Below are 14,121 nucleotides of genomic sequence, written 5' to 3'. Positions count from 1 at the left end.
CCTTGGGGTGGGCCATGCTATTCAGATACGGACTTCCGTTGCTCGCGTTCGCGTCGATGATGTTCGCCCTCCGGCATGTGGTGATCGCGGATCAGGAACCGCCGAAACAGCCTCCGCCGGTGGAACCTTCGCGAACGCCGTTCAAATCCGCCCTCGCCGGTGGCGGCGTGATCGAGCCAAAGAGCGAGAACATCGCCATCGGCTCCCATTTGCCGGGTGTGGTTGCGGAGGTATTTGCTAACGTCAACGACGAAGTGGAGGCCGGTCAAAAGCTGTTCCGGCTCGACAACCGGCAACTGCTGGCCGAGTTGGAAGTGCGGCAGGCGATGCTTGAATCTTCGAGATCATCGCTTGAAAAACTTCGCAGCCAGCCGCGACCGGAGGAAATTCCGATCACCGAGGCCACTGTGCAGGAAGCCCGCGTGATGGTGGAAGACACTAAGGCCCAGTTCGCCCGCGCGGAGAGGGGACACAGTTCCGGAGCCGTCTCGGAGGAAGAATACGTCCGCCAGAAATACGCCGTCGCGACGGCCAATGCCAAGCTCACCAAAGCCGAGGCCGAGTTGAGACTTCTTCGCAGCGGGGCATGGAAATCGGATTTGTCCGTGGCCGAGGCCCAAGTGAAACAGGCCCAGGCGCAAGTGCTTCAAACCGAGACGGAGTTGAAGCGATTGGAAGTAACCGCTCCGGTGAAGGGGCGGGTGCTGCAAAAGAATGTCCGGCCGGGGGAATATGTCGGCATTCCCCCCGGCCAGGCGCTGATGGTCATCGGCGATGTCAGCACGCTCCATGTCCGGATGGATGTGGATGAAAACGACATCAGCCGGTTCAAGAAAGACTTGGTCGGCAAAGCCATTACGCGCGGAGCCAACAAACGGGAAGTTTCCCTCAAATTCGTGCGAGTGGAACCTTACGTCGTCGCCAAGAAATCCCTCACCGGTTCGGGCACAGAACGGGTGGACACCCGCGTTCTGAATGTGATCTACGCCATCGAGACCAAAGACCCGAACCTGTATGTCGGCCAACAAGTGGACGTGTATCTCGATGCGGCGAAGTGATTACTTCATCACCCGCACCGAGATTCCAGAGCCTTCTTCGCCACCCCGGTAAACGCGATGGGTCGCCTTCTTGAAGTCCCGTTCTTCAGCCGTGTAAATATCCGTGAACTTTTGCGGATTGCGGTCGGCGAGCGGGAACCAAGTGCTTTGCACCTGCACCATGAGGCGATGTCCGGGGCGGAGCGTGTGAAACACATCCGGCATGGTGAACTTGATCTGGGCCGGTTTGCCCGGCTCAAACGGTTCCGGCTTCTCGAACGAGTTGCGGAACTTGCCGCGGAACGGCTCGCCCCGAATCAACTGTTGATAGTGGCTCATCCGCACCCCGGTCGGGTTCGGGTCCCATTCGGGAAAGTCGCCGGGGTACACGTCGATCACCTTGACGATCCAATCCGCATCCGTCCCCGTGGTTGAAACATTCAGGTTTACTTCAATCGCGCCAACAATCGTCGTGTCCGTATCGACAGGCTCGGTTTGGTAAACCAACACATCCGGCCGGCGGGCGGCGAACCGTTGGTCGCCGACCATGTATTCCTTGTCCATCCCGATGTTCGTCTTGTCGATGTACGGCACCGGTTTCGCCGGATCGCTGATGAATTCATCGTGCCCCGTTTCTTTGTCTGACGCCGTGAGAAGTTGTTGCCGGTCGCCAAAGTAGAACTTGCTGGCGACCGCTTGCTTCGGCGGCCACACATCAAACTTTCGCCAGACGTTCGTGCCGGTCTCGAACATCCATGCCTCGGGGAATTTGCCAGTCCCTTTCCCCTTCAGGTGGTATTCAAAGAATGGCAATTCGATTTGTTCGCGATAATAAGGCCCGGTCTTGGAATTGAATTTGACCGGCCCGAGGCGATCGGCGTCGTCATGGCTCCAACCGCCGTGGTCCCACGGTCCCATCACAATCATGTTGGTGGCATTGGAGGGGCTGTTTTTCTCCGTGTTCTTGTAGGTTTCCAACGCACCGAAGAGGTTTTCCGCATCGAACCACCCGCCCACAGTCATCACGGCAGGTTTGATGTTCTTCATGTGTTGCCGGAGATTTCTGGATTTCCAAAAGTCATCGTAGTTGCCATGTTTCATCACTTCGGTCCAGAAGGCAACGTCCCCCTTGTAATACTTTGCATCGGCGTTGTAGATCGGCCCCATGTTCATGAAAAAGTCGTAGCCATCCCGCGAATTGTGATCGAATTTTAGAAATTGCTCTTTGGTGATCGGATGCGGCCGTGGCTTGCCGAAGTTGGCCATGAAGTTGAAACAGTGCGGCAGGAACAACACGCCGTTGTGGTGAAAATCATCGCCGACAAACCAGTCCGAAATTGGGGCTTGCGGCGAGGCGGCCTTAAGGGCCGGGTGGGCGTCAATCATCCCAGCCGAGACATAGAACCCCGGATACGAGATGCCATAAGTGCCGACCTTGCCGTTGTTGTTCGACACGTTCTTGATGAGCCATTCGATGGTGTCATAGGTGTCCGAACTCTCGTCAATCTCCTTGCCGGTCTTCTTCGGGTTGTGCGGCCGCATGTTGACGAACTCCCCCTCGGAGTTCCAGCGGCCGCGAACATCCTGATAAACGAAGATGTAACCTTCCTTCGCAAACAACGCCGACGGCCCGAGATTGTCCGGGTACGTATCGACCCCATACGGGGCAATGCTGTACGGCGTCCGCTTCATCAGCATCGGATACGTTTTCGAGTCATCCTTGGGGACATAGACGGAGGTGAAGAGTTTCACGCCGTCTCGCATCGGAATGCGATATTCGTATTTGGTGTACCCGGCCATCACGGCTTCCTTGCCCTGCGAATAACCGGTCGAACACAAGGCAAGGCAGGCAAGGCACGTCAACAATACTCTTTTCACGATGTTTGTTCCTTGGTGAAACACGAATCATTTGATGGAGGAGAGATAAGCGAGCAAATCGGCCATCGCCGGGAGATCGATCTGTTTTTCAAGCCCCTCGGGCATGTAGGAGAGGCCGCTTGAACGGAGTTGGTCGATTTGCGACCGGGCGATGGCTTCCGATGTTCCGTCGGGTCGGCGAATCGTCAAGCCGGAGGCGGTTTCTTGGGTAATCATGCCGGTGACCAGCCGGCCGTTTTTCAATTCGGCCGCGTAGGTCAGGTATTGCGGCTTCACTTCGCGGTTCGGGTCGAGGATGTTGAGCATCACCGATTCAAGGCCGCGATCCTTGATGGCCTTGAGATCAGCCCCGATGTTCTCGCCGACGTTTTCCAACTGGTGGCACGCAGCGCAATTGTTCTTGAACACCACTTTGCCGCGAACAGAATCCCCCTTGAGTTCCAACGCTTTGCGGTAACTCTCGAAGACTTGTTGTCGATTGGAGGCGGATGCCCCGAACAACTTGGCCGCCCGGACACCCACCACGCGGGCAGGGGATTTTTTCAGCAATTCCACCCGTGCGGGGTCAACGTCGCCACGGGCAATTTTCTTGGCCTCCACGGCATCCAGAAACGCCGTGATCCATTCGCCACGGGACAGAAACACCTCGGTGGCCGTCGCCCGCACTTGGGGACTCATGCCGGTCCATCCTTCCAGAATGAGGGCAGGCACTTTATCGCTGCCGAACATTCCCAAGGTCTGCAGGGCAGCCCGCTGAACTTCGGGCGGTTGGGCAGATTGCAAACACTCTTTTATGATCGGCAAGGTGTCATCGAATGTGGCCATCGTGAGGTCTTTGATCGCCGCCGCGCGTTCTTCGGGGGATTTCTTCCCGTCGCGAGCTGTAACAACCGCCTCGCCGAGCAGACGGTTCGTGAGGGCTTTCACCGTAGGGGCCACGTTCACATCCATCAGCCGGTCAACAGTGCGGGTGGATGCGCGGGAGCGGAACGCCTTGTAAAGATCACGTGCAAGAGCCGAATCAGAAATCGCCGCCGTTGAAACCGCCTTCATCACTAGCAAGGCGTAATCGCCGTTCGGATCGGCTCCCAGCACATCGGCCATTTGAGCCAGCAGAATCCGGCCATGTGGCAACCGGCGAAACTCGCGGGAGTCCATCAGTTCTTCAAACGTCTTCGCCCGGCCGGTGTTCTCCTGACCCGCCAGAATGGCCAGCCGCATCCACGGGTCGGCCGAATCGGAGAACGCCATTTGGGTGTACTGGGCCGCCGTCACCCGGCTGGGATACCGACCGGCGATAAACGCATAACGATACCGATATTCATTGTCCGGATCGCGATGACCGTCCTCAAACGACTTGTTCAACGCGGTTCGAGGCGTGCCGCCCGAAGAATTCGGAGGAGTGAGATCCGGGAAAAAGCCTTGGATGGCGAGCAATTGCTCCCGCCAGCGGGGGTTCTGGGCGGTGAGGTTCTTGAGGTTGCCGAATCGAACCACTCCATCCATCCGGTATGCGAGCCAGACGGCGGCCGCCCCGCCGGGCAACACTTGTGATGTGTTGATCAGGCGTTCCAAGTCTTCCAAAATCGTTTTATCGTTCCTCTGATAAAGCACCCGGCTGGCGGTGTCCCGATGCCAGCCGTTCGGGTGTTCGAGCAATTTCACCAGCTCGGCCGAAGTCATCTTGCTCATCGTTGGGTTCGCCCGGCGTTTGGTTCCCTCGGGCACAATTCGCCAGATGCGGCCTTTGTCGAATCCGGCCGAGGGGTCCACTTGCTTCAGAACCTGCGGCGGGAGAAACGCCGCTCCTTCGATCAGTTCACGGTACATGTCAACCACATAGAGGCAGCCATCCGGGGCGTTGGCCATCTGCACCGGACGAAACCAAACATCCTTGGAAGCAAAGAATTCGCGGGTCTCGTCGGCCCGCTCGGCTTCGTAACCAACTCCCTTCGGTTTCAACTTCGCCCGGAACAGAAGATTGTTCGCCGCCTCGCCGACGAAAATGTTCCCGCGAATCTCCTCCGGGAACGCATCCCCGCGATAGACGGTGATGCCCGTGGCGGCGGTGAAGAAACCGGACGGCGTGCCCCCTTCATCAGAACCGGGAACGAGGCCGCTTTTGCGAAGTTGTGTCCGGGCCTGCCGCCACGGCTCGACCTCGCTGATCCGGTGCAATTTGGTGAATTTGCCGCTCGGGAGAATATTCGTCGCAGCGGGCGGGGCCGGCACGGTCGGGTTACGCAACAGATAACGGGCGTCGTACATCATCATGTGAATCGGATCGCTGTTGCCGCAGACGAACACATGGCCCCAGTCGTCAAGCGTCATGCCGTGCTGACCGCCGCCGCTGGTGAGTTCAAAGGTGTTGGTGCGGGGATCAAGCAGAATGTTCATGTTGCGGACGGAGACGGATTTGATCTCTGGTTTGCCGGGGACGGAGATTTCCCCGCCATCCATTCCGGTCGAAATGAGAATGCGCTGTTCCAGCGTCCAGCGGAAGGAATTCAGTTGGGCCTCGCCCGCCTTGTCCTTCCCGAAGCCGGTGAGAATCACCTCCCGGATGTCGGCTTTGCCGTCGCCGTTGGTGTCCTTCATATAGATGAGATCGGGGGCGACGCCAACATAAACGCCGCCGTTCCAGCAGGCCAATCCGGTGGGGTAATCGAGATTGTCCGCGAAGACTGTGCGGGTGTCGTAGATGCCGTCGCCGTTGGTGTCCGTGAGAACCACCACCCGACCTTTGCCTTGGGGTTTGGTGCCCGCGTAAGCGTTATACTCTGGCAGTTCGATCACCCACATGCGGCCGTCTTCGTCGAATTCAACGCATATCGGCGATTGAACCAACGGCTCGGCCGCGACCAACTCCACGGCGAAGCCCGGTTGAATGACGAACGACTGGCGTTCCTCCTCCGGAGTCTTGGGAGGAACGCGCAGAACAGTGATGTCGGTCTTCGGGGCTTGGGCGGAACTGTCGGGGGAGAGAAACGGCAGAACCAGAAACACCAGCGAAGCATGAAGTCTCAGGGATGTCATCGTGCGGTTTCCAGGGCGGGCGCGTGCAGGATACCGCATTCGCCGACACGGGGAAACGAAAAAACGCGAGGCTTGGCGCCCCGCGTTTCGCAATCGTCAACTTCCGGCGTTGATTTAGGCAACGGTCGTCAGCTTGCGATTCTTCAGATAACGGACGCCCAACGCGATCGGCAGACCGGCCGAGAGGAGCAACAGCGTGGACGGTTCCGGCACACCGGGAGGGGGAGGCGTGGTGTCGCTGCCCGCCGGCGCCGTGGTCGAAGTGATGCTGTCGTAAGAAACCATGTTGCCAAACTGGTCAATCACATGCGTGCGGCTGGTGAAGTCGGTCGGAGCAGAGGCTTCCGGCTTGGTGGACAGCGCGGAGAAATCACCGATGCCGATTTCGCCAATCAGTGGCGTGTCGCCGGTATAGGTCCACACGAGGTTTTGAACGTTCGGATTGTCGTTGGGGGCTGTGCGGCCGTGGTCCGGGCTGGTGGCGGCCGTGCTGAAACTGAAGCCCGCCGGCTGATCGCTCGACGAGGGGACAAACCCGGCGAAGTCGTAAATCACGAAACTATCGCCCTTGTTCAGGAAATTGTTGGAACTGAGAGTGACCCCGTAGGTGTATCGAAAGTTGTCGCCTTCGGAGACCACCGAGGTCGTCAACGGCACCAAACCGGCCGAGGCGGTCGAACCCAGCACCGTGGCGAACAACGCAGCAAGTCCCAACTTGCGAATCAATGACATTTTCCCATCCTCCGTGTGAAAATGAGCGGGGCGTTATTAATCCCCCACGCCCGGCTCTTTGAATACACAGTCCGGCTCCCTTGAGCCAACTTTTAGCTTTCGCAACATAAAGGACATCGGAATTCGGTCAAGCGGGAATTACTCGTTTTTCCGAAAGTTCGGCTTGTGCAGACTGTGTCAATTGCCAATCTTTCCCGGTTGAATTTGCATCCGCCTCGCAAACCGGATATCCTGACGACGCCATTTACCCACCTGCATGCCAATGACCCTTTCACCGAATTCATCAGAATCCTCAAAGTCTCGCTGGGTTGCCCTGACGGCGGCTCTGCTCGGCTGGATGTTCGACGGCCTCGAAATGGGCCTCTTCCCGCTGGTGGCCCGCCCGGCTCTCGGTGATTTGCTGGGGACAAACGACGGAGCCACCATCGGAACGTGGTACGCAGTCATCACGGCCGTGTTCCTTATTGGGGCGGCCACTGGCGGCGTGGTGTTTGGCTGGCTCGGAGATCGCATCGGCCGGGTCCGGGCCATGACATTGAGCGTACTGACCTATGCCCTTTTCAGCGGGATGTGCGGCCTGGCTGGCGAGGCCTGGCATGTGGCGGTCATGAGGTTCGTGGCCGCGTTGGGAATGGGGGGCGAATGGTCGCTCGGTGTGGCGCTCGTCATGGAAGTATGGCCGGATCAATCTAGGGCATGGCTGGCCGGAGTCATCGGCTCGGCGGCCAATTTTGGCTACATGATTATTGCCGTGGTCGGTCTCGGGTTGAATGCCGTCATCGCGGACTTGGGGGGGATGTTGCAATCGGCCGGCGTGGGGTCGGAAACATCGGCGTGGCTGTTGAAAAATTCCGGCTGGCGAATCCTGATGCTCGTGGGAACATTCCCCGCCGTGCTAACTTTCTTAATCCGTTTGTTTGTGCCTGAATCGGAAAAATGGGAACAGGAAAACGAGAAAGGGACCACATCCAACTGGAGAACGAAGGACTTGCTCGGCGTGGTGGTCGGAGCGGTGGCGGCCATCGGGTTGATCGCGATTTGGTCAAAAGCCGGATTGGACATGGCGGTGCGGATTGGCGGATCGCTGATTCTCTTCTTCGTGGTTCTGACCGGCTATTTGTATCCCATTCTCCGCTTCATCGAACGAACGGCGGGAACTAGCACAGCAGCCGAACGACGCCAAACCTTATCGCGGTTGCTGATAGCGGCCGCGTTGTCGGGCGTGGCCTTGCTCGGAACATGGGGGGCGATGCAACCCGTCCCGACATGGGCCGACCAATTGACCAACGGCCAGCAACCGGATGTGAAACTTTACACTCAGATGTGTACTGCTGGGGGAGCAACGGTCGGATGTGTCATCGCGGCGCTGGTCGGCGGTTGGATCGGCCGACGAATCACCTACATGCTCATGTGTGCGGCGTCGCTATTGGTGGTCTGGAATTTGTTCAAATGGACGGACGGGGTGAATGCCTACTTCTATTTTTCCAGCTTCATCTGTGGAGCGGTGACCGCCGCCTTTTATGGTTGGTTGCCGCTCTACCTACCGGAATTGTTCCGAACAAAAATTCGGGCGACCGGACAGGGATTCGGCTTTAACTTCGGCCGCGTGCTGGCCGCCATCGGGGTGTTACAACTTGGAACCATCATGAAGGAATTCAATGTGGGCTGGCCGGTGGCTTGCACCTCTCTGAGCGCGATTTACTTTGTCGGCATGGTGTTGATTTGGTTCGCTCCCGAAACCAAGGGAACCCCCCTGCCCGATTGAGGCTCAACAATAATCATTGAGATCCGCATAGGGGATGCGTTTCCGGAATCGCAAGCCGACCCGGAAGCGTTCATCGTCCTCGAAAACGATCCAACGCACCTCGCAAAGAATCTTGATGGGTTTGCTTCGGCCGACCCCGATCATTTCCACTTCGGCCTCCTCGCCGCGTCGGAGTTCTGTTTTCACCAACAAACACATCCCTGAATCCGAAATGTCGATGATGCCCAAGGCGAGATCCTGGCCCAAACCCAATTGGCCGCGCCGACAGCGGGCGATCACTCCGCGTTTGACTGGCTTGCGGCGGATCAAACGCTTGTCGCGTTCCGGAACGACGGTCTCTGTTGAATGTTGGTTGCGAAACATGTGGATTTACGCGGTGAAAGTCGTGATGAGAGTCGTTCGGGTGGTTTTGCAACCATAGCACAGGTTCTGATGGATGAACGGATTGTGACGATTTCACTGATTATTCAATCTTCAGCGCCGGTTCGATCCTGCCGTAAGTTCCAATCAGGCAAGGGAAACCGCTGTCCGTTTGGGGGATTGTGGGCTAAGATGGGCATACGGGTTAATAGCCCGCTCCATGATCGACAACAGGGCGTTTTTAATATGGCCGCGAACCGCGGAACGACTCCTGTTTCCCCAGGGGAAACGGAATCATTGACCGGTCGATGGATCGCTGGCTCCGGCGCGGCATCCGGTGACACGAACAAAATACAGGATGCCCTCAACGACCTGTCCCGGTCTGTCGTCCTTGTGGATACGGCCAAGGGCATGGCTCTTGGTTCGGATGGTCATCTTGCCTTCGGCTCCTCTCCGGACGGGCTTCCTGCAAAAGCCATTCTGCCCCCCCTGCCCCCCGGCAATCTCGGGGACGCCAATTTTCGTCGTTCGCAGGGTTTAAAGTTCAACTACGTCACCGGGGCGATGGCCAACGGGATCGCCTCGGCCGACATCGTTGAAGAGATGGGCCGGGCCGGAATGCTTGGCTTTTTCGGGGCGGCCGGACTATCGCTGGAACGTATTGATGCGGCCATCATCCGGATTCAGCAAAACCTCGGTTCGCTTCCTTATGGGGTGAACCTGATCCACAGCCCGAACGAGCAAGATCACGAATCGGCGACCGTCGATTTGCTGTTGAAGCGGCGGGTACAATTCGTAGAGGCCTCTGCGTTCTTGGACCTTACCCCGCATGTGGCCCGGTATCGACTCAGCGGCATTCACCGGGATGCGACGGGGGCCATCGTCACGCCGAACCGCGTGATGGCCAAGGTTTCCCGCGTGGAGGTGGCCCAAAAATTCCTCTCCCCCGTGTCAGACCGGATTTTGCGGGAGTTGGTGAGCCAAAAGGCTTTGACAGAAGCCCAAGCCGAACTGGCGAAACTGGTTCCGCTTGCGGATGATTGCACGGTGGAAGCCGATTCGGGCGGGCACACCGACAATCGGCCGGCGATCACTCTTCTTCCCACGATCCTTGCCCTGCGTGACCGGCTTCAGGGCGAATTCCGCTATCAATCGCCCGTCCGGGTGGGGTTGGGCGGTGGAATCGCCACCCCCGCGTCGGCGGCGGCCGCGTTTGCGATGGGGGCGGCTTATGTCGTCACCGGGTCGATCAACCAAGCCTGCCGGGAATCCGGCAGTTCGGACATTGTGCGGCAAATGCTCGCCGAGGCGGGTCAGGCCGATGTGACAATGGCCCCGGCCGCCGACATGTTTGAAATGGGCGTGAAGGTCCAAGTCCTCAAACGGGGGACGATGTTCGCCATGCGGGGGGCGAAACTTTACGAACTTTATCGGGCCTATCCGTCGATGGAGGCGATTCCGGCCGCCGAGCGTGTCCAGATTGAAAAGAACCTGTTCAGATTTCCACTAGAGGAGATTTGGAACCAGACGCGGGACTATTTCAGCAAGCGCGATCCCGGCCAGATCGGCAAGGCCGACGCGGACCCGAAACACAAGATGGCCCTCGTGTTTCGCTGGTATCTTGGGCAGGCCAGCCGGTGGGCCAATGCGGGGGTTCCCGACCGCAAAGTGGATTATCAGGTGTGGTGCGGCCCGGCGATGGGAGCATTCAACGAATGGACCAAGGGTTCGTTTTTGGAAGCCGCCGCCGAACGGCGGGTGGTGACCGTCGCCCTGAATATCCTGCATGGTGCTGCGTTGATTTTGCGACGGCAACAACTGCGCTGGCAGGGCGTGACCGAGTTCGACGACTTGATTGACACCCGGCCGAAGACACGGGAAGAACTGGAACAGAAGATGGCGACCGGCCATCCCCACTGACGAACAACACAACGAGGCAACGGGAAAATGGCTGTCGAGAATGTTCCGCTGGCAATCGTGGGGATTGGCTGTCTGTTCCCGCGCGCCGACGGACATCGGGCCTTCTGGGCGAATATCAAGCACGGCGAAGATGCTGTCGGCCCCGTTCCGGCCACCCACTGGAAGCCGGAAGAATACTTTGACGCGGACCCCAAATCACCGGACATGACCTACGCCGTCCGGGGGGCGTTTCTCGATGCCTACGATTTCAACCCGCTGGAATTCGGCATCTCCCCCATCGATCTGGAAGCCACGGATACCTCACAATTGTTGGGCCTCGTCGCCGCCCGACAGGCGCTCAATGACGCCGGTTACGGCCCCGACAAGAAGTACGACAAGAACCGCGTGAGTGTGATCCTCGGGGTAACGGGTACGCTGGAGTTGGTGATCCCGCTGGGGGCGCGTCTCGGGCATCCCAAATGGCGAAAAGCCCTTGCGGAGGCGGGCGTCGATCAGGCGACGGCCGACCGTGTGGTGGAAGACATTTCGGACTCTTATGTTCCTTGGCAGGAGAATTCGTTCCCCGGCTTGCTGGGGAATGTCGTCGCGGGCCGCATCGCCAACAAGTTGGATTTGGGCGGGACCAATTGCGTCGTGGATGCGGCATGTGCCAGTTCACTCGCGGCCGTGCATCTGGCCGGGCTGGAACTGGCGGCCGGAAAATGCGATGTCGCCGTGACCGGCGGGGCCGACACGTTCAACGACATTTTCATGTACATGTGCTTCAGCAAAACCCCGGCCCTTTCCAAGACCGGGGATGCGAAGCCCTTCGATGCCGATGGCGATGGCACCATCCTCGGCGAAGGTTTGGGGATCGTGGTCCTCAAGCGACTTGAAGACGCGGAGCGGGACAAGGACCGCATCTATGCCGTGATTCGGGCCATTGGCTCGTCAAGCGATGGCAAGGGGAACGCGGTCTACGCTCCCTCGGCCGAAGGCCAGGCCCGCTGTTTGCGGGCTGCATATCGTCAGGCTGAAATTTCGCCGGCGACGGTCGAACTGGTGGAAGCCCACGGCACGGGAACCAAAGTCGGGGACACGGTGGAAGCCACCGCCCTCGCGGAGGTCTTTAATCAGACCCGGCGAAGCGGAACATGGTGTGCCGTCGGCTCCGTGAAGTCCATGATCGGACACACCAAGGCGGCGGCCGGGGCGGCGGGCCTCATCAAGGCAGCGCTGGCCCTGCATCACAAGGTGCTGCCGCCGACATTGAAAGTGAAGCAACCCGTTGATCCGTTGCAGCCCGGCAAATCGCCGTTGTATGTCAACTTGGACAAACGCCCGTGGTTGCCGAGGGCCGAACACCCCCGCCGGGCGGGTTTAAGCGCCTTCGGATTCGGCGGCAGTAATTTCCACGCCATCTTGGAAGAGCATTCGCCGAAAAAGAAAACCCCGGATTGGGATGGCCGCACCCAACTGCTCTGTTTCTCGGGAAACACCCCGACGGAACTTGAATCGCCGTTGAAAGCCATTCCGGCCGACAAAACTTGGGGAGACATCTGCCGGTCGGCCGCCGATTCCCGGTCCAAGTTCCAATCAACGCATTCGCATCGGCTGATCTTGGTGATTCGTCAGGGGGAAGATGTCGGCAAACGACTTGCCTCCGCGCTGGCCAAACTTAAGAGTGAATCATCCAAGGAATGGTCGCTTCCCGAGGGAACCTGGCACGGAGTTGGACCGGCCGCCGGAAAACTCGGCGTGTTGTTTCCGGGCCAAGGTTCGCAGTATGCCGGGATGATGCGTGAGGCGGCTTGTGCGTTTCCGGAAATGCTCGATGCCCTTGCCCTCGCGGACAAGGGACGTGAGTTCGCGGACCGGCTTGCGGAAGCAATCTATCCCTATTCCGCATTCACGCCCGATCAACGGACCGAACAGGAAACCCGCCTGCGTTCAACCGACATCGCCCAACCCGCCATCGGGGCCGTCAGCGTCGGGGCTTGGGAGATTCTGAAATCTTTCGGCATCGACGCCGAAGCTTTCGCGGGGCACAGTTACGGAGAACTGGTCGCCCTCTGGGCGGCGGGCGTCTACGACACGGAGACCCTTCACCGGATCTCGCGGGAACGCGGCCGGTTGATGGCTGATTTTTCCGGCAAGGAGAGCGGCGGGATGCTCGCCGTCCATGCTCCGCTGGCTGACATTGAAGAGATGCTGCGGGACGCCAAATTGAATTTGGTGTTCGCCAACCGCAATTCTCCGATCCAAGGTGTTTTGTCCGGCCCGACGGCCGACATCGCCAAGGCCGAAGTCGCCTGCCAAAAACGGAACATGCGTTGCACCCGCCTGCCGGTGGCCGCCGCATTTCACAGTTCGCTGGTGGCTTCCGCAAGTCAGCCGTTGCGTCAGTCCCTTGAAAACATGCGAGTGAGCCCTCCCCAAGCTCCCGTTCTGGGGAACCGCGATGGTCAGCCCTATGCCGCCAACGACTCGGCCATCCGCGACCAACTGGGCGCGCAACTGGCCGAACCGGTGGATTTTGTCCGGCAGATCCAAGAGATGCACCGCCTTGGTGTGCGGACCTTCTTGGAGGTCGGCCCCGGCCAGGTGCTGACAAAACTCAGCGCCGCGATTCTGGACCAAGAATCGAACGTGGAATGCCTCGCCGTGGATGCCTCCGGCGGGCGAAAACCGGGGCTGTGGGATTTGGCGACCACACTGGCCAAACTGGCCGTGCGGGGTCATGCCGTCAATCTCGCCGGATGGGAAGCCGGGCAAACGTATCCGGTTTCCACCGCCAAGCCCGGTTTGACCGTCCCGATTTGCGGGGCCAATTATGTTCGTCCGAAACCGTCCAAGCCCAAGCCAACGGTCGCGCCGCCCAAGCCGAAGGCTGTTTCTCCCGTGTCCGTTCCCACCACACTCACCGGGCCAAAACCGCCGATGAGCCAAGCCGAACCCAACCGAACCCACGACCCCGCTGCCGTGCAATCCGCTTTTGGGATCACCCAGCAAAGTCTGATTGCCTTCCAGCGAATGCAGGAAGAGACAGCCCGCCTGCACAAGCAGTTTCTGGACAACCAACAGGCGGCTCTGGCCACCTTGCAAGCGTTGGTCGGCCAGCAACAGGCACTGATGGGCGGGCAGCCATTGCCCATGCCGGTTTACGTGGCTCCCGTCGCTCCCGTCGCCCCGCCGGTTCCGGCTTATGTGCCGCCGCCAGCGCCGGTGTATGTGCCGCCAGCGCCGCCCGTCTATACGCCAGCCCCGCAACAGGTGATGGCGCCAACCCCGCCTCCCCCTCGGACGGCGGTCCCGCCGAAACCGGCCCCGGTCGCCAAGACCGGACCGGATGCGGGTCAGGTCTTGCTCGCCGTGGTGGCAGAAAAGACGGGTTACCCGGCTGACATGCTCGGC

The 14,121-nt window shown here is 59.3% G+C and carries 8 protein-coding genes; 4 read left to right on the top strand and 4 right to left on the bottom strand.

Annotated features, from left to right (window positions below):
- Positions 1–14: 14 nt before the first annotated feature.
- Positions 15–1,058 (top strand): HlyD family secretion protein, encoded by a 1,044-nt coding sequence (locus BGIM_RS48675; protein WP_020468637.1) that lies wholly within the window; start codon positions 15–17, stop codon positions 1,056–1,058.
- Here BGIM_RS48675 and BGIM_RS0104665 read toward each other — a convergent pair whose 3' ends face one another.
- The 3 genes from BGIM_RS0104665 to BGIM_RS0104655 form a co-directional block, all read right to left on the bottom strand.
- Positions 1,059–2,915: a CocE/NonD family hydrolase gene (locus tag BGIM_RS0104665; protein ID WP_238537517.1), complete on the bottom strand. Its 1,857-nt coding sequence runs from the start codon at positions 2,913–2,915 to the stop codon at positions 1,059–1,061.
- Positions 2,916–2,942: 27 nt separating this feature from the next.
- Complete coding sequence (locus BGIM_RS0104660; RefSeq protein WP_020468635.1) at positions 2,943–5,951, bottom strand: PVC-type heme-binding CxxCH protein; 3,009 nt, start codon at positions 5,949–5,951, stop codon at positions 2,943–2,945.
- Positions 5,952–6,065: 114 nt separating this feature from the next.
- The gene (locus tag BGIM_RS0104655) at positions 6,066–6,683 is read right to left on the bottom strand and encodes a PEP-CTERM sorting domain-containing protein (RefSeq protein WP_020468634.1); all 618 of its coding nucleotides are present in this window, start codon (positions 6,681–6,683) and stop codon (positions 6,066–6,068) included.
- 262 nt (positions 6,684–6,945) lie between these two features.
- Between BGIM_RS0104655 and BGIM_RS0104650 the strand changes: the two genes are divergently transcribed.
- On the top strand, positions 6,946–8,448 hold the full coding sequence (locus tag BGIM_RS0104650; protein ID WP_020468633.1) for an MFS transporter: 1,503 nt from the start codon (positions 6,946–6,948) through the stop codon (positions 8,446–8,448).
- A 3-nt stretch (positions 8,449–8,451) separates the two neighbouring features.
- Here BGIM_RS0104650 and BGIM_RS0104645 read toward each other — a convergent pair whose 3' ends face one another.
- On the bottom strand, positions 8,452–8,811 hold the full coding sequence (locus BGIM_RS0104645; RefSeq protein WP_020468632.1) for a PilZ domain-containing protein: 360 nt from the start codon (positions 8,809–8,811) through the stop codon (positions 8,452–8,454).
- A 243-nt stretch (positions 8,812–9,054) separates the two neighbouring features.
- Between BGIM_RS0104645 and BGIM_RS0104640 the strand changes: the two genes are divergently transcribed.
- A complete protein-coding gene (locus BGIM_RS0104640) occupies positions 9,055–10,728 on the top strand; it encodes a PfaD family polyunsaturated fatty acid/polyketide biosynthesis protein (RefSeq protein WP_020468631.1) in 1,674 nt (557 codons plus the stop codon).
- A gap of 27 nt (positions 10,729–10,755) precedes the next feature.
- Positions 10,756–14,121 (top strand): type I polyketide synthase (locus BGIM_RS66400; RefSeq protein ID WP_202947217.1); only part of this gene is annotated, 3,366 nt, incomplete at its 3' end.

The sequence above is a fragment of the Zavarzinella formosa DSM 19928 genome (assembly GCF_000255705.1).
Taxonomy (GTDB): Bacteria; Planctomycetota; Planctomycetia; order Gemmatales; family Gemmataceae; genus Zavarzinella; species Zavarzinella formosa.
This window is presented reverse-complemented; position numbering and strand designations above follow the sequence as displayed.

Bases quoted from the DNA above. Each gene is read 5' to 3' on its own strand.
- BGIM_RS48675 (WP_020468637.1), top strand. From the start codon at position 15: ATGCTATTCAGATACGGACTTCCGTTGCTCGCGTTCGCGTCGATGATG.
- BGIM_RS0104660 (WP_020468635.1), bottom strand. From the start codon at position 5,951: ATGACATCCCTGAGACTTCATGCTTCGCTGGTGTTTCTGGTTCTGCCG.
- BGIM_RS0104655 (WP_020468634.1), bottom strand. From the start codon at position 6,683: ATGTCATTGATTCGCAAGTTGGGACTTGCTGCGTTGTTCGCCACGGTG.
- BGIM_RS0104650 (WP_020468633.1), top strand. From the start codon at position 6,946: ATGACCCTTTCACCGAATTCATCAGAATCCTCAAAGTCTCGCTGGGTT.
- BGIM_RS0104645 (WP_020468632.1), bottom strand. From the start codon at position 8,811: ATGTTTCGCAACCAACATTCAACAGAGACCGTCGTTCCGGAACGCGAC.
- BGIM_RS0104640 (WP_020468631.1), top strand. From the start codon at position 9,055: ATGGCCGCGAACCGCGGAACGACTCCTGTTTCCCCAGGGGAAACGGAA.